15 protein-coding genes and 1 other RNA gene are annotated in these 21,711 nt (G+C 63.5%); 7 read left to right on the top strand and 9 right to left on the bottom strand.

Translation table 11 applies throughout. The annotated features are described in order from the left end of the window. The first annotated feature begins 120 nt into the window (after positions 1-120). On the top strand, positions 121-1,974 hold the full coding sequence (locus ACQZ2L_RS17640) for a sigma-54-dependent Fis family transcriptional regulator (RefSeq protein WP_430327164.1): 1,854 nt from the start codon (positions 121-123) through the stop codon (positions 1,972-1,974). Positions 1,975-1,992: 18 nt separating this feature from the next. Here ACQZ2L_RS17640 and recR read toward each other — a convergent pair whose 3' ends face one another. From recR to dnaX, 3 genes are all read right to left on the bottom strand, one after another. Further along, positions 1,993-2,595, bottom strand: coding sequence for a recombination mediator RecR (gene recR, locus ACQZ2L_RS17635; RefSeq protein ID WP_430327163.1), 603 nt, complete (start codon positions 2,593-2,595; stop codon positions 1,993-1,995). Positions 2,596-2,814: 219 nt separating this feature from the next. Further along, positions 2,815-3,141: a YbaB/EbfC family nucleoid-associated protein gene (locus tag ACQZ2L_RS17630; RefSeq protein ID WP_101318032.1), complete on the bottom strand. Its 327-nt coding sequence runs from the start codon at positions 3,139-3,141 to the stop codon at positions 2,815-2,817. Positions 3,142-3,206: 65 nt separating this feature from the next. Next, complete coding sequence (gene dnaX / locus ACQZ2L_RS17625) at positions 3,207-5,270, bottom strand: DNA polymerase III subunit gamma/tau (RefSeq protein ID WP_430327162.1); 2,064 nt, start codon at positions 5,268-5,270, stop codon at positions 3,207-3,209. A 128-nt stretch (positions 5,271-5,398) separates the two neighbouring features. On the opposite strand from dnaX, the gene ACQZ2L_RS17620 reads away from it, so the two are divergent. Further along, on the top strand, positions 5,399-6,166 hold the full coding sequence (locus tag ACQZ2L_RS17620) for a substrate-binding periplasmic protein (protein WP_430327161.1): 768 nt from the start codon (positions 5,399-5,401) through the stop codon (positions 6,164-6,166). Here ACQZ2L_RS17620 and ACQZ2L_RS17615 read toward each other — a convergent pair. Next, a complete protein-coding gene (locus ACQZ2L_RS17615) occupies positions 6,155-6,643 on the bottom strand; it encodes a DUF2938 domain-containing protein (protein ID WP_430327160.1) in 489 nt (162 codons plus the stop codon). The two genes, ACQZ2L_RS17620 and ACQZ2L_RS17615, sit on opposite strands and share 12 nt — an antisense overlap. 83 nt (positions 6,644-6,726) lie before the next feature. On the opposite strand from ACQZ2L_RS17615, the gene ACQZ2L_RS17610 reads away from it, so the two are divergent. Next, positions 6,727-7,131: a helix-turn-helix domain-containing protein gene (locus ACQZ2L_RS17610; RefSeq protein ID WP_430327159.1), complete on the top strand. Its 405-nt coding sequence runs from the start codon at positions 6,727-6,729 to the stop codon at positions 7,129-7,131. A gap of 79 nt (positions 7,132-7,210) precedes the next feature. On the opposite strand, the gene ffs is transcribed toward ACQZ2L_RS17610, so the two are convergent. The 5 genes from ffs to ACQZ2L_RS17585 form a co-directional block, all read right to left on the bottom strand. Beyond that, an RNA gene (gene ffs, locus ACQZ2L_RS17605) (signal recognition particle sRNA small type) lies at positions 7,211-7,307 on the bottom strand. 121 nt (positions 7,308-7,428) lie between these two features. After that, positions 7,429-9,759 (bottom strand): NAD-dependent DNA ligase LigA, encoded by a 2,331-nt coding sequence (ligA, locus tag ACQZ2L_RS17600; RefSeq protein WP_430327158.1) that lies wholly within the window; start codon positions 9,757-9,759, stop codon positions 7,429-7,431. A 279-nt stretch (positions 9,760-10,038) separates the two neighbouring features. After that, the gene (gene zipA / locus ACQZ2L_RS17595) at positions 10,039-10,926 is read right to left on the bottom strand and encodes a cell division protein ZipA (protein WP_430327157.1); all 888 of its coding nucleotides are present in this window, start codon (positions 10,924-10,926) and stop codon (positions 10,039-10,041) included. A gap of 206 nt (positions 10,927-11,132) precedes the next feature. Beyond that, positions 11,133-14,621 carry a chromosome segregation protein SMC gene (gene smc, locus ACQZ2L_RS17590; RefSeq protein ID WP_430327156.1) on the bottom strand — a complete coding sequence of 1,163 codons (3,489 nt, stop codon included), beginning with the start codon at positions 14,619-14,621 and terminating at the stop codon, positions 11,133-11,135. A gap of 3 nt (positions 14,622-14,624) precedes the next feature. After that, positions 14,625-15,284 (bottom strand): GntR family transcriptional regulator, encoded by a 660-nt coding sequence (locus ACQZ2L_RS17585; RefSeq protein ID WP_430327155.1) that lies wholly within the window; start codon positions 15,282-15,284, stop codon positions 14,625-14,627. Between the two features lie 267 nt (positions 15,285-15,551). On the opposite strand from ACQZ2L_RS17585, the gene xdhA reads away from it, so the two are divergent. The 4 genes from xdhA (at position 15,552) to guaD (ending at position 21,617) form a co-directional block, all read left to right on the top strand. Then, positions 15,552-16,997, top strand: a complete 1,446-nt coding sequence (gene xdhA, locus ACQZ2L_RS17580) for a xanthine dehydrogenase small subunit (RefSeq protein ID WP_181107630.1) — start codon at positions 15,552-15,554, stop codon at positions 16,995-16,997. After that, the gene (gene xdhB / locus ACQZ2L_RS17575) at positions 16,990-19,389 is read left to right on the top strand and encodes a xanthine dehydrogenase molybdopterin binding subunit (protein ID WP_186698718.1); all 2,400 of its coding nucleotides are present in this window, start codon (positions 16,990-16,992) and stop codon (positions 19,387-19,389) included. The genes xdhA and xdhB overlap by 8 nt, the downstream gene beginning before the upstream one ends. A gap of 67 nt (positions 19,390-19,456) precedes the next feature. Further along, the gene (gene xdhC / locus ACQZ2L_RS17570) at positions 19,457-20,302 is read left to right on the top strand and encodes a xanthine dehydrogenase accessory protein XdhC (RefSeq protein ID WP_430327154.1); all 846 of its coding nucleotides are present in this window, start codon (positions 19,457-19,459) and stop codon (positions 20,300-20,302) included. 10 nt (positions 20,303-20,312) lie between these two features. After that, positions 20,313-21,617 (top strand): guanine deaminase, encoded by a 1,305-nt coding sequence (guaD, locus tag ACQZ2L_RS17565; RefSeq protein WP_430327153.1) that lies wholly within the window; start codon positions 20,313-20,315, stop codon positions 21,615-21,617. Positions 21,618-21,711 lie beyond the last annotated feature (94 nt).

Below are 21,711 nucleotides of genomic sequence, written 5' to 3'. Positions count from 1 at the left end.
GCCCGCGAGACGCTGAGACGCCGCGTCTCAGCCGCGTCGCCAATCAAGCAGCGCTTGTCGCGGCTGTCGCGCGGGTGCTTAATGGCTCGATAAAGACAAGAACAAAAAACGGAGGCCCGAATGCTTGCCGCGAACTCCAGAGCCCATGTCGACTGCGTCAGCCGCGTGCTGAAAAACGCCGAACGCCAGCCGCAGGTGCCGGTGCCCGCGCTGATCCTCGACTCGTGGCGGCGCTCAATGGAGCTGCATCACCTCGACCCTGGCTCGCAGCAGGGTCCACGCATCCTTTCGCAAAACCTGCTCAACGAATGCCGCGAGCGCGCCGAGCTATTTCTGCGCATCGCCAGCGACGCCGTGGCGCGCCTGCACGCCCAGGTGCGCGGCGCCGACTACTGCGTGCTGCTGACCGACGGCCAGGGCCGCACCATCGACTACCGGGTCGACAGCAGCATCCGCACTGACTGCCGCAAAGCCGGCTTGTATCTGGGCACCTGCTGGTCGGAAGTGGAAGAAGGCACCTGCGGCGTGGCAGCGGTGCTGACCAGCAAGGCGCCGGTTACCGTGCACAAGCGTGATCACTATCGCGCAGCGTTCATTGGCCTGACCTGTACTGCTGCGCCGGTGTTCGACCCGCTGGGCGAACTGCTCGGGGTGGTCGATGTGTCCGCGCTGAAGTCACCGGATGATCGGCGCAGCCAGCACTTGATTCGCCAGCTGGTCGAGCAGACCGCCCGGGAAATCGAAAACGCCTTCTTCATGCACAGCAGCCAGGGCCACTGGGTGATGCGTGCCCACGGCACCCCCGGTTATGTCGAAAGCCAGCCCGATTACCTGCTGGCCTGGGATGCCGAAGGCCGCCTGCAAGCGCTCAACAGCCTCGCCCGCGAGCACCTGCTGGCACGCAACGGGCGCCTGCCGCAACACATCGGCGAGCTGTTCGACCTTGAGCAACTGCGCCGCGCCAGCGAGGCCAGCGCCCAGCGCCTGCCGGGCTTTGCCTTGTATGGGCGAGTCAGCGCGCCGCAGCGGCGCAGCGCGCCATCAGCACCCACGGCGCCGGCGCAAGACGCGCGCATCAGCCAGCACCTGCGCCTGGCCACGCGGGTCAAGGACTGCAACCTGGCGGTGCTGGTGCAAGGTGAGACCGGGGTCGGCAAGGAAGTCTTCGCGCGCCAGTTGCACCAGCTCAGCCAGCGCGCCGCTGGGCCATTTGTCACGCTCAATTGCGCGGCGATCCCGGAGTCGCTGATCGAAAGCGAGTTGTTCGGCTATGTTGCCGGAGCATTTACCGGCGCATCGAGCAAAGGCATGCAGGGCCTGCTGCAGCAAGCCGATGGCGGCACGCTGTTTCTCGACGAGATCGGCGACATGCCGCTAAGCCTGCAAACCCGCCTGCTGCGGGTGCTGGCCGAGGGCGAGGTGGCACCGCTGGGGGCGGCCCGGCGCGAGCGCGTCGATATTCAGGTGATCTGCGCCACTCACCGTGACCTGGCAGCGATGGTCAGCGACGGGCGCTTTCGTGAAGACCTGTACTTCCGCCTGGCCAACGCCCGCTTCGAATTGCCGCCGCTGCGCGACCGCGACGACCGCCTGAACCTGATCCACCGTCTGCTCGCTGAGGAGGCGCAGGCCTGCGGGGTTGAGGTGCTGCTGACCGATGCGGCGCTGGAAGCGCTGTTGAGCTACCGCTGGCCGGGCAACCTCAGGCAGCTGCGCCAGGTGCTGCGCTATGCCTGCGCGGTGTGTGATGGCGGTGAGTTGCACCTGGATGATCTACCGCAAGAGTTGCGCGGCACCGCTCAGCAGGCGCCGGCGCTGACCAGCGTCTCCAGCCCGGCCCGGCAGATGATTCTTGATGCGCTGATTCGTCATCGCTGGAAACCGGCGGATGCGGCTCAGGCGCTGGGCATTTCCCGGGCAACCTTGTACCGGCGGGTGCATGAGCACCGGATTGAGATGCCGCGGATGAAGTAACCGGCTGGGGGCTGCCAGTTACAGCGCAATCGGCCGGCGCCCGGCAAAGGCATGAGCCAGGGTGCCGCCATCGACCAGCTCCAGCTCGCCACCGAGCGGCACGCCGTGGGCGATGCGCGAGGCAACCAAACCCTTCTCGTGCAGCAACTGGGCGATGTAGTGCGCGGTCGCTTCACCTTCCACCGTCGGGTTGGTGGCGAGGATGACCTCGGTAAAGCTGCCCTGCTCTTCAATGCGCGCCATCAGCTGCGGGATGCCGATCGCCTCGGGGCCGAGGCCGTCGAGCGGCGACAGATGCCCCTTGAGCACGAAATAGCGACCGCGGAAACCGGTCTGCTCCACCGCATACACATCCATCGGCCCCTCGACCACGCACAGCTGGGTGTCGTCGCGGCGCACATCGGCGCACTGCGGGCACAGCTCCTGTTCGGTCAAGGTGCGGCACTGGCGGCAGTGGCCGACCCCTTCCATCGCCTGGGTCAGGCTTTGCGCCAGGCGCAGGCCGCCGCTGCGGTCACGCTCGAGCAACTGCAGGGCCATGCGCTGGGCGGTTTTCTGGCCGACACCGGGCAGGATGCGCAGCGAGTCGATCAGTTGGCGGATCAGTGGGCTGAAGCTCATGGGAGAGGCCTGACAATACAAATTAAGAGGCGGTTTATACCGGCCACGGCAGGCAGCGTCAAATCAGCTACAGCCGATACCGACAAGGCCTACCTGTGTTGTGGTTGACCCCTGTCCACATCTGCGGGTTCGGTCGGCTGCGGTTACCGGCCAAGGTCTACCCAGCGCAAAAAAAACGCCCGATCAACGGGCGTTTTGTCCTGCAAGAAAGCCAATGCCTTAGAACGGCATCTTGAAGCCCGGCGGCAACTGCATGCCAGCGGTCATGCCGCCCATCTTGTCCTGGCTGTTCTGCTCGACCTTGCGCACGGCGTCGTTGACGGCGGCAGCGATCAGGTCTTCGAGGACTTCCTTGTCTTCCTGCATCAGGCTGTCGTCGAGGCTGATGCGCTTGACGTCATGACGGCCGGTCATGACCACGCTGACCAGGCCGGCGCCGGACTGACCAGTGACTTCGGCGCTGGCCAGCTCTTCCTGCATCTTGGCCATTTTTTCCTGCATTTGCTGAGCCTGCTTCATCAGGCCTGCCATGCCACCTTTCATCATGGGGGTATACCTCGATTGGTTCATATGATGCGGCCAGGCGCAGTGCCGGCCGCATGGATAGCGGTTTATTGCCCCTGGCTGACCAGAGGCTCTACGGGCTCAATAGTATCCTGCCGCACGGTCGCGCCAAACTGGCGGATCATCTGCTGGATGAGCGGATCCTGCTCGATCGACACTTCGGCATCGTGCTGACGCTCGGAACGCTTGCGCGCTGCGGCCTGGGCCGGGGTTTCCTGCTCCGGGCGGATCAGCTCGATGCTCAGTTGCAGGGTGCGCCCGAGGTGCTGGTTGAGCGCGTCGTTCAAGCGCCGCTGCTGGGTGGAGTTGAACAGCGCGCCCTGCGCCGGGTCAAGGTGCAGCAGCCAGTTGTCGCCGTCGACGGCAATCAACGTACAGTTTGCGGCGATGTTGCCTGTCATCCCCGACACAGGCAACTGTGGGCATAATTCCAACCATTGCAGGGCCAGCCCGGTCGCCGGCTTGGAGGCTGGCAGGGGCTCGGGAGGCGGCGCCTGCTGGTCTTCCTGGACGTGCTCGGCGAGTTCGTCCAGGTAGCTGAAGCCAACCGGGTCGGCTTCGCCTGCGTAATAGTCCTCGTCCAGCGGCGGCTCGTCGTCGCGGTCCATGGCGACGCTATCGTAGGCGGCCGGGTCGAACGGCGGCGTATCGTCATGTGACGGCGCGTGCTGTGCCTGTGCTTCGGGTTGCGGCTCGGGCTTGGCTTGCGGCTCCGGTGCTGGTGCTGGCGGCTGTACCGGGGCGACAGGCGCAGCCTGCTCTTCCCATGGCAGGTCGATGGCTTGCTCGGCAACTGGCGCTGGCGCAGCAGGTTCTGGCTCTGGCTCTGGCTCTGACTCAGGCTCTGGTTCGGCAACGGGCTGCTCGACTACTGGTTCGGCAACCACTGGGGCCAGCGACGTAACTGGGGCCGGCACCTCTGCAACCGCGCTGACGGGCGCTGCCGCTGCCACCGCTTTTGCTGAATCAGCTGTGGCCTGGCTGATCCCCACTGGCTTTAGCTGCGGTCTGGGCGCGTCGTCGTTGTCCGCCGGGCGGAACGCCAACATGCGCAGCAGGACCATTTCGAAGCCGCCGCGCGGGTCTGGTGCCAGCGGCAAGTCGCGCCGGCCGATCAAACCCATCTGATAGTAGAACTGTACGTCCTCGGCAGGCAGCGCCGACGCCAGCGCCAGGACTCGATCACGATCGCCCTGACCATTGTCGACCGCCTCCGGCAATGCCTGGGCGATGGCCACGCGGTGCAGCACGTTGAGCATTTCGGCGAGCACGCCGGACCAGTCCGGGCCTTGCTCGGCCAAATCGCGCACCGCTTCAAGCAGCGCTCGCGCATCGCCCTCGAGCAACGCCTGCAACACGCCATACACCTGGCCATGATCAAGGGCGCCGAGCATCGCCCGCACATCGGCGGCCAATACCTTGCCCTCGCCAAAGGCGATGGCCTGATCGGTCAAGCTCATGGCATCGCGCATCGAGCCATCGGCAGCGCGCCCGAGCAGCCACAGTGCATCATCCTCGAACGGTACGTTCTCGGCAGACAGCACATGATTCAGGTGCTCGACTACCCGCTCCGGGCTCATGTTCTTCAGCGAGAACTGCAAGCAGCGCGAGAGGATGGTGGCCGGCAGCTTTTGCGGGTCGGTGGTGGCGAGGATGAACTTGACGTAGGGCGGCGGCTCTTCCAGCGTCTTCAGCAAGGCGTTGAACGAGTGCGTCGAGAGCATGTGCACTTCGTCGATCAGGTAGACCTTGAAGCGGCCACGGCTCGGTGCGTACTGCACGTTGTCGAGCAGCTCGCGGGTGTCTTCGACCTTGGTTCGGCTGGCGGCGTCGATCTCGATCAGGTCGACAAAGCGCCCCTCGTCGATCTCCCGGCATACCGAGCAGGTGCCACAGGGCGTAGAGGTGATGCCGGTTTCGCAGTTCAGGCACTTGGCGATGATCCGCGCGATGGTGGTCTTGCCGACCCCGCGGGTACCAGTAAACAGGTAGGCGTGATGCAGCCGCTGGTTATCCAGCGCATTGATCAATGCCTTGAGCACATGGGTCTGGCCGACCATTTCGCGGAACGAGCGCGGACGCCACTTACGTGCAAGAACCTGATAACTCATCAAAAACCATCGCAAACTGAACCAGCGGAAGATCGCTAATGCTAGCGGAGCGGGGCCGAAATTGCACCCGGCCAATCTCGTCTACGCTAAGCCATGCACGGTTCGACGCAGATCAAGGAGGAATACACATGCGCCGACTACTGGCCAGCCTGCTGTTATGCGCCACGCCCAGCTGGGCCGAGCAACCGGTGCTGCGCTTCGCCATTGCCGAGAGCTGGAGCATGCCGCTGATCCGCATCGAGCAGGGCCAGCCGGTCGAAGGCATTCTATATGACCTGATGCAGGCCGCTGCGCGCGAAGCCGGCGTGCGGCCTGAGTACCACGTGTTGGCCCGCCTGCGCATGCAGCAAGCCATGGAGGACGGCAGTATCGACGTGCGCTGCAATGTCGCAACCAATTGGTTGATCGAACGCCCTGGCGAGTACATCTGGAGCGTGCCGCTGATGGAACAGCGCGATTTACTCGTGAGCCGCGCCGGCGTGCTCGACCCCGTCGATGCCTCGCGCCTGCCCGCTCAAGCCATTGGTACGGTACTCGGCTATAGCTACCCAACTCTGCAACCCCTGTTCAGCCGAGGCCAACTGCGCCGCGAAGACAGCCGCAGCCAACAACTGGCGCTGCAGAAATTAGAGGCCGGGCGCTACCAGTACGCAGTGAGCAATGAGTTGTCGCTGCAGTGGTTCAACCGCCAACTGCCAGCCGAAGCGCAACTGCAGAGCCGCGCGCTGCTGGAAGAGCAAAACCTCGGTTGTATGGTCCGCAGCGCCCCCTCGCGCCCGACCCAGGCGCTGCTCAGGGCGCTGGTGCGGATCAAGCAGTCCGGCGAGGTGGAGCGCATTGTTCAGCACTACGCGCCCGCTTCGCCAGCGCCGATGGTGATCGGCTCACACCCGTGAAAGCAGCAGCGCGGTTGCGTACAGACCGCTCCCGAACACCAGGTGCGTGGCCACACTACGCAGGCTGTTGCTAAACGGCGCTGGCGTCTTGCTGGCAAACCAGCCCGCGCCCATCGCCGGCTGCAGAATGCACAGCGGCGCCACCACGGTACACAGGCCAAAGGTCAACGCAGGCAGCAGCGTCGGCGCATGCAACCAATCGGCCCCTTGCAGCGCCAGCAACGCTGCGGCGAACAACAGCCCAATCGCGTAATGCAACGCCCAGCCCAACACCCGCTCATGCCTGATCGGCTCCGCGTTGGCGATAGCCACATGGCGCACCCTGCCTCGCAGCAGATGCCCCGCCCAACGCCCGAGCATGGCGTAATTGAGCGTGCTCACCCCCAGCCGCCGCAGCAACATCGCCCACACATCCATCACCAACGTGGCGCCGATGCCGATCACCAGCGTGGAAATCAAGAAAACCGTAACGCCCATGAACACACCCTCGCAGATTGACGAAAAAGCCCAATGCCGCGCAGCATAGAAGTTGAAGTCAACTTCAAGTCAAGGGACCAATCATGGACATCGCCGATGTCGCCAAACGCACCGGAGTACCGGCCTCGACCCTGCGCTACTACGCCAAGACCGGCTTGCTCGAGCCCCTCAGCAGCCCCGGCCAACGCCGGCAGTTTTCCGCAGACGTGGCCGATCGCCTGGCCTTGATCGCGCTTGGCCAGGCGGCGGGGTTTTCATTGAGTGAAGTGCGGGCGATGCTGGTGGACCTGCAGGTCGATCGCGACATGCTCCAGGCCAAGGCGGACGAAATCGATGAACAGGTCAAACGCTTGCAGGCCATGAGCAAAGGGCTGCGGCATGCGGCGGCGTGCCCTGAGGAGGATCATCTGGCGTGTCCGACGTTTCAGCGGTTGATGAAGGTTGCGGCTGCGGGAGTGCGTGTACGCGAGCGGCGCTCGAATAACTGAGGGGAGTTGGATTGGGCAGCGAAGGACAACGCTGGAGCAGGCGCGTCGAAAGATTTTTCGACCCCTGAAATGGAGGCGGCCCCACCAGCCACACCCCGGCACTCAATGTCCCCGCCTTGGCTGCTTCCTTCCGGATCTGACCAGGTCAACGGGTAATCAATGCGGAGGGACCGGTAGGGCCACCATAACGCGACTTGCCATGTGACAAGCCGCGCCATTGTACCGCTCTGGGACGAAGTTACAACCTCTGCATCAAGAAAAAATCATCATTTCTCAATGACTTGTCCCGCGAGGCGGTCAGATGTCGATGCCATGGCCGGCCAGGAAGCCGACAAAGGCGTCTTCATCGAGCACCTTGACCCCGAGTTCGCTGGCTTTGGCCAGTTTCGAGCCGGCGCCGGGACCGGCGACTACGCAATGGGTCTTGCCGGAGACCGAGCCGGCGACCTTGGCGCCGAGCTGTTCGAGCTTGTCCTTGGCGATGTCGCGGCTCATGCGTTCGAGGCTGCCGGTGAGCACCCAGGTCTGCCCGGCCAGGGGCAGGCCTTCGACCACGCGCTTCTCGCTGGCCCAGTGCATGCCGAACTTCAGCAGCTGTGCTTCGATGGCGCGTGCCAGCTGTTGGTTGGCCTCGACCTTGAAGAACTCGCGCACGGCTTCGGCTTGCTTGGCCGCGAGGGCCTGGCGCAGGTCGATACCGTCGGCCTGGATAATCTGCTCGAGGGTGCCCAGCTTAGCCACCAGCTTCTCGGCGCCGGTCGGGCCGACCGAGGCGATATCGAGTTTGGCGATCAGCCCGGCGAGGGTGGTGCTGGCGGCGAACTCGGGGGCCAGCTCGCCCTCCTCCTGCAACTGCATGCCGCTGTCGAGCAACTGCTGGATGACGTCGCGGTTGTGCTGGTCTTCGAAGAAGTTGTGGATCTCGTGGGCGACTTCCAGGCCGATATCAGGCAGGTACGTCAGTACCTGCGGCAGCGCCTCCTGCACCCGCGCCAGGCTGCCCAGCGAGCGCGCCAAGACCTTCGCGGTCTCTTCGCCAACATCGGGGATGCCGAGGGCGTAGATGAAACGCGCCAGGCTTGGTCGTTTGCTGTTGTTGATGGCCTCAAGCAGTTTGTTGCTGGAAACCTCGGCAAAGCCTTCGAGGTCGACGATTTGCTCGAAAGTCAGCTTATACAGGTCTGCAGGCGAGCGGATCAGCCCCTCATCGACCAACTGCTCGACGCTTTTTTCGCCCAGGCCATCGATGTCCATGGCGCGCCGCGAGACGTAGTGGATGATCGCCTGCTTCAACTGCGCGGCACAGGCCAGGCGGCCAACGCAGCGGTAGACAGCACCTTCACTGGTGGTCTCTTTGCCTTTGCTGCGCTTGATCAGCTGGGTGCGCTCGACCTGCGAGCCGCACACCGGGCATTCGCTCGGCACGGGCACTGGACGGGCGTCAGCGGGGCGGCGCTCGAGCACCACCTGCATGACTTGCGGGATAACGTCGCCAGCGCGGCGGATGATCACCGTGTCGCCGATATGCACGCCGAGGCGGGCGACTTCGTCCATGTTGTGCAGGGTGGCATTGGATACGGTGACGCCGGCGACTTTGACCGGTTTCAGGCGCGCGACAGGCGTGACTGCGCCGGTACGGCCGACCTGAAACTCGACGTCGAGCACTTCGGTCAGCTCTTCCATGGCCGGGAATTTATGGGCAATCGCCCAGCGCGGCTCGCGTGCCCGGAAGCCCAGCTCACGCTGCGCGGCCAGGCTGTTGACCTTGAACACCACACCGTCGATCTCGTAGGCGAGCTCGTTGCGGCGGGCGCCGATGTCCTGGTAATAAGCCAGGCATTCTTCAATGCCGGCGGCGTGCTTGAGCTCGCGGCTGATCGGCATGCCCCAAGTCTTGAGCTTCTCGAGGGTGTCGATGTGGCTGTCGGCGATGCTTTCGGAGGTTTGCCCAACGCCATAGCAGCAGAATTCCAGCGGGCGGCTGGCGGTGATCTTCGAGTCCAGCTGGCGCAGGCTGCCGGCGGCGGCGTTGCGCGGGTTGGCGAAGGTCTTGCCGCCAATGGCAGCCTGGCTGGCGTTGAGACGGTCGAAGCCGGCTTTGCTCATGAACACTTCACCGCGCACTTCGAGCACGGCTGGCCAGCCACTGCCCTGCAGTTTGAGCGGGATGTTGCGTACGGTGCGCACGTTGCTGCTGATGTCTTCGCCGGTGGTACCGTCGCCGCGAGTGGCGCCTTGCACCAGCTGGCCATCACGGTACAGCAGGCTGACCGCAAGGCCGTCGAGCTTGGGCTCGCAGCTGTAGTCGACTGCACCGGGCTGGTCGAGGCCGTCGACCACGCGGCGATCGAATTCACGCAGATCAGCTTCTTCGAAGGCGTTGCCCAGGCTGAGCATGGGCACTTCGTGGCGGACCTGGCTGAAAGCCGCCAGGGCACTGCCGCCGACGCGCTGGGTTGGCGAGTCCGGGGTGACCAGGTGCGGGTGTTCGGCTTCGAGGGCTTTTAGTTCGTTGAACAGGCGGTCGTATTCGGCGTCGGGGATGCTGGGCTCGTCGAGGACGTAGTAGCGGTAGTTATGCTGGTCGAGCTCGGCGCGCAGCTGGTGGATGCGGGTTTCGGCGGTCATGAGGGTGTTCTCTTGCTGGGCACAAGAGCGGGTTTGGGTGGGTTCAGCGGATGGGGGCTGCTGCGCAGCCCTTTCGCGACACAAGGCCGCTCCTACAGGACCAAGCATGGCTGAAGCACGACGCGGTCCCTGTAGGAGCGGCCTTGTGTCGCGAAAGGGCCGCATAGCGGCCCCAATCCAGGCACCGCCGCGCCCACCTGCCCCACTCAGCCCCAAAGCTGCTCTAGCGCATAAATCACTGCGGGCAGAATCGCTATCGACCCTGCCCGCACGGTTAAATCAACGTTTCTGAGTCAGCGCCCGGCGCTCGAACTCAACGATACGCTGGCGGTAATGCTCAATGGTCTGCGCCGTCAACACGCTACGCTGGTCATCCTTGAGTTCGCCATCGAGCTCATGGGCCAGCTTGCGCGCAGCAGCAACCATCACGTCGAAGGCCTGCTTGGGATGGCGCGGGCCTGGCAAGCCGAGGAAGAAGCTCACCGCACGGGTGCTGAAATGGTCGATGTCGTCCAGGTCAAACACACCTGGCTTGACCGCGTTGGCCATCGAGAACAGCACTTCGCCGTGACCGGCCATGCTCTCGTGACGGTGGAAGATGTCCATTTCGCCAAAACGCAGACCGCTCTCGAGAATGTTCTGCAACAGGGCTGGGCCGCGGAAGCCGGTTTCGTCACGGGAGATCACGCTGATCACCAGCACCTCCTCAGCCGGTGGCAGCTCCTTGACGCTGCTGCTGGACGAGCTCGAGGAGAAACCACTGTTGCGGTTGTTGTCGGTCTCGTAGGCGTTGTCAGGCTCGGCGAACAGGTCAGGCTCACGCGGCTCGGCCGCCAGGCTCAGATCGCCTTGCTGTGGCTCGCTGTTGCGCTTGCCGCGCTTGGCGGCCTTGACCGGTTTGGCTTCGCGCTCGCGCTCACGCCCTGCGCTCATCGACGGCAGGTCGGTTTCATCCAGCTCGGGCTCTTTGTGCTGGCCTTCCAGCACACGTGCCGGGCCAAGCACTTCAGCGCCGCCTTCTTCGTCCGCAACATTGGAGTAGCTGCGGTCGAGACGGAATTTCAACTTGCCTTTGCCACCACGCATGCGACGCCAGCCGTCGAAAAGAATACCGGCGATGACAATGATGCCGATGACGATCAGCCACTCGCGCAGACCGATTTCCATTTAATCCCGTGCCTCTATAAAAAAATATGCTTGAAAACAAAGGGTTCAAAGCCCTTTAACACGTGGCGCCAACTCTATGTTCTGACAGGCGTTTTACCCACGCAGAATACACGTGACGGTAAAGCTAGCACGACCAAAGGCAACTTTACACCGTCTGTCACACATGACAGGCGTTTTAGCTGCTGAAAACGCCTCAACGTCGCTTATCAGGCGTCTACCATGGCCATTGCCGCCTCTACATCAACTGCAACAAGACGTGAACAGCCCGGCTCGTGCATCGTCACCCCCATCAATTGATCGGCCATCTCCATGGCGATCTTGTTATGGGTGATGTAGATGAACTGCACGGTCTCGCTCATTTCCTTGACCAACCGCGCGTACCGCCCAACGTTGGCATCGTCCAGCGGCGCATCGACTTCGTCGAGCATGCAGAACGGTGCCGGGTTGAGTTTGAAGATAGCGAACACCAGCGCCAGCGCAGTCAGGGCTTTCTCGCCACCCGACAGCAAATGGATGGTGCTGTTTTTCTTGCCCGGCGGGCGCGCCATGATTGTCACCCCAGTATCGAGTAAATCTTCGCCCGTCAGTTCCAAGTAAGCGCTACCACCGCCGAAAACTTTTGGAAAAAGTGCCTGCAAACCGGCATTTATCTGATCAAAGGTATCCTTGAAGCGGGTGCGGGTTTCCTTGTCGATCTTGCGGATGACGTTTTCCAGGGTCTCGAGCGCTTCGACCAGGTCGGCGTCCTGCGCATCCAGATAGCGTTTGCGCTCGGACTGTTGCTCGTACTCTTCGATGGCTGCCAGGTTGATCGCACCCAGGCGCTGAATACGCCCTTCGATTTGCTCGAGCTGCTGTTCGGTGGCAGCTTCACTGGCCTCGTCTTCAAGCGTGGCAAGCACGCCTTGCAGGTCGAAACCGTCGGCCAGCAGTTGTTCCTGCAAGGTGCTGCGGCGCAGGTCGAGGCCTTGCGATTCAAGGCGTGACTGCTCAAGCTGACCGCGCAGGAGAAGCGACTGCTGCTCGGCCTGGGTGCGGCGTTTTTCGGCGTCGCGCAATTCGCGGTCGGCTTCATCCATGTGCAACCTGGCCAGGCGCATTTCTTCATCGACGCTCATGCGCCGCTCGAGCAGCTCTTCAAGCTTGAGGCGCAGCTCTTCCTGCGGCGCTTCGCCCTCTTCCAGATTCAGGCTCAACTGCTCCTGGCGCTCGCTCAGGCGTTCGGCTTGCTGCTCCAGCCGCTCCAGCGCCTGCCGGGTGGAGTCGTGCTGGGCGCGCAGCGAGCCCAGGCGCACGGCCAGCTGGTGGGCGTGGTCCTTGTGCTGGCGGGCTTCCTGGCGGATGCGGTCGAGGCCTTCGCGCAGGGTGTCGCGGCGGGCCAGCAGTTGCTCGCGCTGCTCGGTGTCCTCGGCCATCAGGTCGAGGGCCTCTTGCAGGATCAGCCGCGCCTCACCGAGCTGTTCGTGCTCGATGGCGCGCTGCTCACCGAGCTCGCTTAATTCTTCTTCGAGGCGGCGGCGACGCAGCTCCAACTGCTCGGCGCGGGCGCGGCCAGCGGACAGGCGTGCCTTGAACTCACCGAGCTGGCGGTTTTCGTCCTGGCTACGGCGGCGCAATTGTTCGCGCTGCTCTTCAAGGTCACGCTGTTGCTCGCGCTGGCTGTGCAGGCGCTGCTCGAACTGGTCCAGCTGCTCCTGTTGCTGCAGTTGCTGCTCGGCCAGCTGTTCGATCTCCTGCGCGCGGGCGAGCATGCCGCCTTGCGCTTCGCTGCCGCGGCTGACGCGCAGAAAATGCCGGCCCACCCAGTAGCCATCGCGGCTGACCAGGCTTTCGCCAGCCAGCAGACTTGCGCGCTGGCTCAGCGCCTGCTCGAGGGTCTCGACCGGACGCACCTGGCTCAGCCAAGGGCTGAGATCAGTGCGCCCTTCGACCTTGTCGAGCAAGCTGCCGGGCACCCGAGCGCCCTCGCCAGCCGCCAGCAACAAGCGCAAATCACCTTGTTCCAGTGCGGCGAAGTCCAGTTGTTTGAAGTCGTCGACCAGCACTGCCTGCAAGTCGGCACCCAGTACGGTCTCGACGGCCAGCTCCCAGCCGGCTTCGACGCGCAGCCCTTCGGCCAGGCGCGGACGTTGTTGCAAGCCTTGCTCGCGCAGCCACTCACCAGCACCGGCAGAAGGCTCAAGGGCAGCTTGCTGCAGCGCCTCAAGCGACGCCAGGCGACCGCCCAGACGCTGTTGTTCGCCCTGCAACTGCTGATGGTTTTGGTTGAGCTGCTGCAGTTGCTCACGCACGGCTTCTAAGCGCTCGAGCACGTCCTGCTCGCTGAGCTGCAGTTCTTCCAGCAGCAGCTCACTGCTGGCGACCTGTTCGGTCAACTCGAGCATGGCCGCGTCCTGCGGGTCGGCGCTGAGCTGATCGCGTTCGTCAGCCAACTTGCGCTGGCGCTCGGCCAAGCGCTCGAGGCTGGTTTCCAGCTGCTGCAAGCGCGATTGCTGGACCTCGGCCTGGCGCCGCGGCTCGGCAGAGCGGGTGTTGAAACTGTCCCACTGCTCCTGCCAGCCGTGCATGCCCAGTTCGGCCTCTTCAAGCACGGCAGCCGCTTCTTCGGCGGCTGCGAGGGTCATCTCCTGCTCGGGCTCAAGCTGCTCCAGCTCTTCGCCGAGGGTCGCCAGCAGGGTGCGGTCATGGCCCAGGTGCGACTCGGTTTCCAGCCGCGTGCGCTCGGCTTCCTTGAGGTCGTCCTGCAACTGGCGCAGGCGCTGCTGGCCGTGCTGGATGCTCTGCTCGACCCGGGCGATGTCCCCCGCCACCGAATAGAAGCGGCCCTGAACCTGATTGAAGCGCTCGGACAACTCATGATGGCCGTCACGCAGGCGTTCGATGCTGGCATCGGCATTGCGCTGCTCGGCCACCAGTGCTTCGAAGGCCACTTCCTGGTCACCGATGACGGCGCCGCGCTGCTGCACCCTCTGGTCCAGCTCACGCCAGCGCAGGGCCGACAAGCGCGCCTTGAGCAGGCGCTCTTCGGCCTTGTATTCGCGGTATTTTTCGGCGGCCTGGGCCTGGCGGTGCAAGCGCTCGAGCTGGCGCCCAAGCTCATCGCGCAGGTCGGTCAGGCGGGCGAGGTTTTCCTGGGTGCGGCGAATACGGGTTTCGGTCTCGCGGCGGCGCTCCTTGTACTTGGAGATGCCGGCGGCTTCTTCGATGAAATTGCGCAGCTCTTCCGGCTTGGCCTCGATCAGCTTGGAGATCATGCCCTGTTCGATGATCGAGTAGCTGCGCGGTCCCAGACCGGTACCGAGGAAGATATCGGTGATATCGCGACGACGGCATTTGGTGCCGTTGAGGTAGTAGGTATTCTGCGCGTCGCGGGTCACCTTGCGCCGGATCGAGATCTCGGCGTAGGCGGCGTACTCGCCGACCAGGGTGTTGTCGCTGTTGTCGAACACCAGCTCGATACTGGCCTGGCTGACCGGCTTGCGGCTGGTCGAGCCATTGAAGATGACGTCGGTCATCGACTCGCCGCGCAGGTTCTTGGCCGAGCTTTCGCCCATCACCCAGCGCACCGCGTCGATGATGTTGGACTTGCCACAGCCATTGGGCCCAACCACGGCGGCCATGTTGCTGGGGAAGTTGACCGTAGTCGGGTCGACGAACGACTTGAACCCGGCCAGGCGAATGCACTTCAAGCGCATCGATCAGGCCCGTGCCAACGCGGCCAGCACCAGCTCGCAACTGCGCTGGCAGTAGGCAACCAGCACTTCGCGAATGAGCGCAGTATCGCGCGCAACCACCGCCTGCAGCAGGCGATCGAACAGGTCGAGGTAGTCGAGCATATTGGCCTGGCGTTGATCCAGCGCCAGATAATAGGCCCTGCTCATGGCGGGCTGCAGGTTCTCGACGGTTTCCTGCAGGTACGGGTTGTCGGCGAACGGATAAGCAGCGCGCATCACCGCGAAGCTTTCGGCGACGAAGGTCTTGATGTCGGTGGCGGCGTAGGCTTGTTGCAAGCGTTGCTGAATGCCCAGAAACGGCATCAGGTCGGCATCGGTGCGCCATTTCTGGGCAACGGCGTTGCCGAGCAGGATGTAGAACTCGCCCATCAACGCGCACAGGCTGCGCACACTGCGCTCGTCAAGCCGGGTAACGTGAGCGCCACGTCGCGGCAGGATCGCCACCAGATGGCGACGTTCAAGGATCAACAATGCCTCGCGCACGGAGCCGCGGCTGACGTTCAGGGCCTGCGTGACCTTTTGCTCCTGGATCCGCTCACCCGGGGCAAGCTCGCCGCGGATGATCCGCTCGGCCAGATGGTGGGCAATCTGCTCGGAGAGACTGTCCGGCGCCTTGAACGTCATGGTTTTCCTTCAAAATCATTGAACTGGGCACAAGCGGCGGATTGTAGCGCACTTGTCTGGCAGTCGCGCAGAGGGGCGCTGCGCTTTATTCGTAGGCAAGCCGGGCCGGCAATCAGGCGCGATCTATGCTTGGTAAAAGGCACACTGTTTGGTGCGGACGCACTATGCGCGACTTCTTGACCTTTGAGTCAGAAAATCATTGACCCGGCGATCAAGCCTGCTTAGAGTCCGCCGGAACAACAATAAAACCATTGCGAGGCCTCCCCCGTGATCCAGTTTCTCGTAAACCAGGAGCTGCGTAATGAGCACGCCCTGGACCCGAACATGACCGTGCTGCAGTACCTGCGCGAACACCTTGGCAAATCAGGCACCAAGGAAGGCTGCGCCAGTGGCGACTGCGGCGCCTGTACAGTGGTGGTCGGCGAGCTCGAAGAAGACGGCCAGAGCCTGCGCTACCGCAGCCTCAACTCGTGCCTGACCTTCGTTTCGTCGTTGCACGGCAAACAATTGATCAGCGTCGAAGGCCTCAAGCATCAGGGCGAACTGCACAGCGTGCAAAAGGCCATGGCCGACTGCCACGGCTCGCAGTGCGGCTTCTGCACCCCCGGCTTTGTCATGTCGCTGTTTGCCTTGCAGAAGAACAGCAACGGCGCCGACACCCAGCAGGCGCAGGAAGCCCTCGCCGGCAACCTGTGCCGCTGCACCGGCTACCGGCCGATCCTCGCCGCTGCCGAACAGAGCTGCGCCACGCCGTGCCGCGACCAGTTCGATGCGCAGCAGGCGCAAACCATCGCCCGCCTCAAAGCCATCGCCCCGTCAGAAACCGGCGAACTGAACAGCGGTGACAAGCGCTGCCTGGTGCCGCTGACCGTTGCCGACCTGGCCGACCTGTACAGCTCGCATCCGGAAGCGCGCCTGCTCGCCGGCGGCACCGACCTGGCGCTGGAAGTGACCCAGTTCCACAAGACCCTGCCGGTGATGATCTATGTCGGCAACGTCGCCGAACTAAAGCGCATTGACAAAACCGCCACTCACCTGGAGATAGGTGCAGCCACGCCGCTGACCGACTGCTATGGCGCGCTGAGCGACGAATACCCGGATTTTGGCGCCCTGCTGCACCGCTTTGCCTCGTTGCAGATCCGCAACCAGGGCACCCTCGGTGGCAACATCGGCAACGCCTCGCCCATCGGTGACTCGCCGCCGCTGCTGATTGCCCTGGATGCCCAGGTCGTACTGCGCCAGGGCCAACGCCAGCGCGTGCTGCCACTGGAAGACTACTTTATCGACTACCGCATCACGGCGCGCCAGGACAGCGAGTTCATCGAGAAGATCATCGTGCCGCGCGCCAGCAACGATTGGACGTTCCGCGCCTACAAGGTCTCCAAGCGGCTGGACGACGACATCTCGGCAGTTTGTGCAGCGTTCAACCTGAGCATCGAAAACGGTGTGGTCAGCGGCGTGCGCATTGCCTTTGGCGGCATGGCCGCGATCCCCAAACGGGCCCGCGCCTGCGAGGCCGCACTGCGCGGCAAGCCATGGAATCAGGCCACCCTTGAACGTGCCTGCCAGGCGCTGGGCGAAGACTTCAGCCCGCTCTCGGACTTCCGCGCGAGCAAGGAATACCGCCTGCTGACCGCGCAGAACCTGCTGCGCAAGTACTTCATCGAACTGCAATCGCCGCACATCGAAACCCGGGTGACCGACTATGTCTAATCATCATGCCGTCAAGAGCCAGGCCGAGATGGCCGAGCTGTTCCGCCAGGACCTGACCACCGGCGTCGGCCGCAGCGTCAAGCACGACAGCGCCGACAAACACGTCAGCGGCGAAGCGGTGTATATCGATGACCGCCTTGAATTCCCCAATCAGTTGCATGTGTATGCGCGCACGGCCGACCGTGCCCACGCGCGCATCCTGAGTATCGATACCGCGCCGTGCTACGCCTTTGAAGGCGTGCGCATCGCCATCACCCATGAAGACATCCCCGGCCTCAAGGATATCGGCCCGGTGGTCGCCGGCGATCCGTTGCTGGCGATCGACAAGGTCGAGTTCTTCGGCCAGCCAGTGCTGGCGGTAGCTGCCCGCGATCTGGAAACCGCGCGCCGTGCGGCGATGGCGGCGATTATCGAATACGAAGACCTCGAGCCGGTGCTGGATGTTGTTCAAGCACTGCGCGACAAGCACTTCGTACTCGACAGCCATACCCATCAGCGCGGTGATTCGGTTGCGGCCCTGGCCAGCGCCCCGCACCGCTTGCAAGGCACCTTGCATATCGGTGGCCAGGAGCACTTCTACCTCGAAACGCAAATCTCCTCGGTGATGCCGACCGAAGACGGCGGCATGATCGTGTACTGCTCGACGCAGAACCCGACCGAAGTGCAAAAACTGGTCGCCGAAGTGCTCGATGTACCGATGAACAAGATCGTCCTCGACATGCGCCGCATGGGTGGCGGTTTCGGCGGCAAGGAAACCCAGGCCGCCAGCCCGGCCTGCCTGTGCGCGGTGATCGCGCGCCTGACCGGCCAGCCGACCAAGATGCGCCTGCCACGGGTCGAAGACATGACCATGACCGGCAAGCGCCACCCGTTCTATGTCGAGTACGACGTCGGCTTCGATGACGACGGCCGCCTGCACGGCATCCAGTTTGACCTCGCCGGCAACTGCGGCTACTCGCCGGACCTGTCCGGCTCGATCGTCGACCGCGCCATGTTCCACTCGGACAACGCCTATTACCTTGGCGACGCCACCGTCAACGGCCACCGCTGCAAGACCAACACCGCCTCCAACACCGCCTACCGCGGTTTCGGCGGGCCGCAAGGCATGGTCGCCATCGAGCAGGTGATGGACCACATTGCCCGCCAGCTGGGCCGTGACCCGCTGGACGTGCGCAAGGCCAACTACTACGGCAAGACCGAGCGCAACGTCACCCATTACTACCAGACCGTCGAACACAACCTGATCGAGGAAATGACCGCCGAACTGGAGGCCAGCAGCGACTACGCCGAACGGCGCAAGTCGATCCGCCACTTCAACGAGCACAGCCCGGTGCTGAAAAAAGGCCTGGCGCTGACGCCGGTCAAATTCGGCATCTCGTTCACTGCCACCTTCCTCAACCAGGCCGGCGCGTTGATCCACATCTACACCGACGGCAGCATCCACCTCAACCATGGCGGCACCGAGATGGGCCAGGGTTTGAACACCAAGGTTGCGCAGGTGGTTGCGCAGGTGTTCCAGGTCGAGATCGACCGCATCCAGATCACGGCGACCAACACCGACAAGGTCCCCAACACCTCGCCGACCGCTGCATCCAGCGGCGCCGACCTGAACGGCAAGGCGGCGCAGAACGCGGCGGAAATCCTCAAGAAGCGCCTGGTCGAGTTTGCCGCCCGGCACTGGAACGTTACCGAAGAAGACGTTGAATTCCGCAACGGCCATGTGCGCGTGCGCGAAGAGTTGATCAGTTTCGAGACGCTGGTGCAGCAGGCCTATTTTGCCCAGGTGTCGCTGTCGACTACCGGCTTCTACCGCACGCCGAAGATCTTCTACGACCGCTCACAGGCACGCGGCCGGCCGTTCTACTACTTCGCCTTTGGCGCAGCCTGCGTCGAGGTCATCGTCGACACCCTGACCGGCGAGTACAAGATGCTCCGCGCCGATATCCTGCACGACGTCGGCGACTCACTGAACCCGGCAATCGACATCGGTCAGGTCGAAGGCGGCTTCATTCAGGGCATGGGCTGGCTGACCACCGAAGAGTTGGTGTGGAACGCCAAGGGCAAGCTGGTGACCAATGGCCCAGCCAGCTACAAGATCCCGGCAGTCGCCGACATGCCGCTGGACCTGCGGGTGAAGCTGGTCGAGAACCGCAAGAATCCGGAAGACACCGTGTTCCATTCCAAGGCCGTCGGCGAGCCGCCGTTCATGCTCGGCATCGCCGCCTGGTGCGCGATCAAGGACGCCGTTGCCAGCATCGCCGACTACCGCGCGCAACCCAACATCGACGCGCCGGCCACGCCTGAGCGGGTCCTGTGGGGCTGCGAGCAGATGCGCCAGACCCTGGCCGTGCAGCAGCCCGCTGAGCAGCACGTGGAACCTGTCACATCGTGACCGCAGGCAGCCCCGCGCAGCGCTGTGCTGCGCGAGGCTGAGTTGAAGCCAACTGAGGTTTTGTATCATGCACCAATGGATCAACGCCCTCGCCGACCTGCAAGCTCGCGGTGAACCCTGCGTGCTGGTGACCATCATCGAAGAGCGCGGCTCGACCCCGCGCAATGCTGGCTCGAAGATGGTCGTCAGCGCCCGCCAGTTGTTCGACACCATCGGTGGTGGCCACCTTGAGTACAAGGCCCTGCACATCGCCCGGCAGATGCTCGACGAGCAGCGCAGCACCCCGCACCTGGAGCGCTTCAGCCTCGGCGCAAGCCTTGGCCAATGCTGCGGCGGCGTTACCGTGCTGCTGTTCGAGCCGATGGCGGCGGTGCAGGCCGAGATCGCCGTGTTCGGCGCGGGCCACGTCGGTCGGGCTCTGGTACCCTTGCTGGCTGCCCTGCCCTGCCGGGTGCGCTGGATCGACTCACGGGAGCAAGAATTCCCGGAGCTGATCCCCGCCGGCGTGAGCCGCATCATCAGCGAGGAGCCGGTCGACGAAGTGGCCGCACTGCCGCCCGGCAGTTACTGCATCGTCATGACCCACAACCACCAGCTCGACCTGGAGCTGACCGCGGCCATCCTCAAGCGCAACGACTTCACCTGGTTCGGCCTGATCGGCTCGAAGACCAAACGGGCCAAGTTCGAGCATCGCCTGCGTGATCGCGGCTATGACGATGCGGTGGTAGCACGCATGCGCTGCCCGATGGGCCTGGCCGAGGTCAAAGGCAAATTGCCGATCGAGATCGCCGTGTCGATTGCCGGCGAAATCATCGCCACCTACAACGCCTGTTTTGGCCAGCACGACGCTGCGGTCAATGCCGGCCCCATTGCTCAGTTGCTGCCGCCGTCGCGCCGCAGCCACGCCAATTGACGAGAGTGTTATGAGCGCAACCCGCAAAGCTTACCGATCCGCCATCCTGCACAGCGTAGGCGACCCTGCCGAAGTCGGCCTGGAGGCATCCTACGAGTACTACCCGGACGGCCTGCTGGTGGTCGACGAAGGCCGCATCAGCGCCCTCGGCCACGCCAGCGACCTGTTGCCGACGCTGGATGCCGACATCGACGTGGTGCATTACCAGGATGCCCTGATCACCCCGGGCTTTATCGACACCCATATCCACTTCCCGCAGACCGGCATGATCGGCTCCTATGGCGAGCAGTTGCTGGACTGGCTGAACACCTACACCTTCCCCTGCGAGAAGCAGTTCGCCGACAAGGCGCACGCCGACAAGGTCGCGAAGATCTTCCTGCAGGAGCTGCTGCGCAACGGCACCACCACTGCGCTGGTGTTCGGCAGCGTGCATCCGGAGTCGGTCAACGCCCTGTTTGAAGAGGCCGAGCGGCTGGACCTGCGACTGATCGCCGGCAAGGTGATGATGGACCGCAATGCGCCGGATTATCTGACCGACACGGCGGAGTCGTCGTACACCGAGAGCAAGGCGTTGATTCAGCGCTGGCATGGCAAGGGCCGGCTGCACTACGCGGTTACTCCGCGCTTTGCCCCGACCAGCACGCCTGAGCAATTGGCGATGGCCGGCCAGCTGCTGAAGGAGCATCCGGGGGTGTACATGCATACGCACCTTTCCGAGAACCTGCAGGAGATCGACTGGGTCAAGGGCTTGTTCCCGGAGCAGAAGGGTTACCTGGACGTCTACGATCACTTCGAGTTGCTGGGTGAGCGGTCGGTGTTTGCCCATGGCGTGCATCTTTGTGATGAGGAGTGTCAGCGGCTTTCGGAAACAGGCTCGGCGGTGGCGTTCTGCCCGACATCGAACCTGTTCCTGGGCAGTGGCTTGTTCAACTTGCCGCAGGCGGAGAAGTTCAAGGTCAACGTCGGGCTGGGCACGGATGTTGGCGCGGGGACCAGTTTTTCGCTGCTGCATACGTTGAATGAGGCTTACAAGGTGATGCAGTTGCAGGGGGCGCGGTTGCATCCGTTCAAGTCGTTGTACCTGGCGACGCTGGGTGGCGCGCGGGCTTTGCGCCTGGAGGATCAGGTGGGGAGTTTGCGTCCGGGGAATGATGCGGACTTTGTGGTGCTGGACTTCAAGGCTACGCCGCTGCTTGAGTATCGCCTGGAGCAGTCGGGGGGGATTGAGGAGACGTTGTTTGTGCTGACGACGCTTGGGGATGATCGGACGGTGCTGGAGACGTATGCGGCTGGGCGGTGTGTGCATCAGCGGTAACGGGTTGTGTACGGGATGGGTTGTGGACTTATCCATTTGATTTGTTGGACGTTCGGGCCCCTTTCGCCCTTACGGCGAGTCACTTTTTTGGCAG

The organism is Pseudomonas shirazensis (assembly GCF_050496565.1).
Classification (GTDB): Bacteria; Pseudomonadota; Gammaproteobacteria; order Pseudomonadales; family Pseudomonadaceae; genus Aquipseudomonas; species Aquipseudomonas shirazensis_A.
This window is presented reverse-complemented; position numbering and strand designations above follow the sequence as displayed.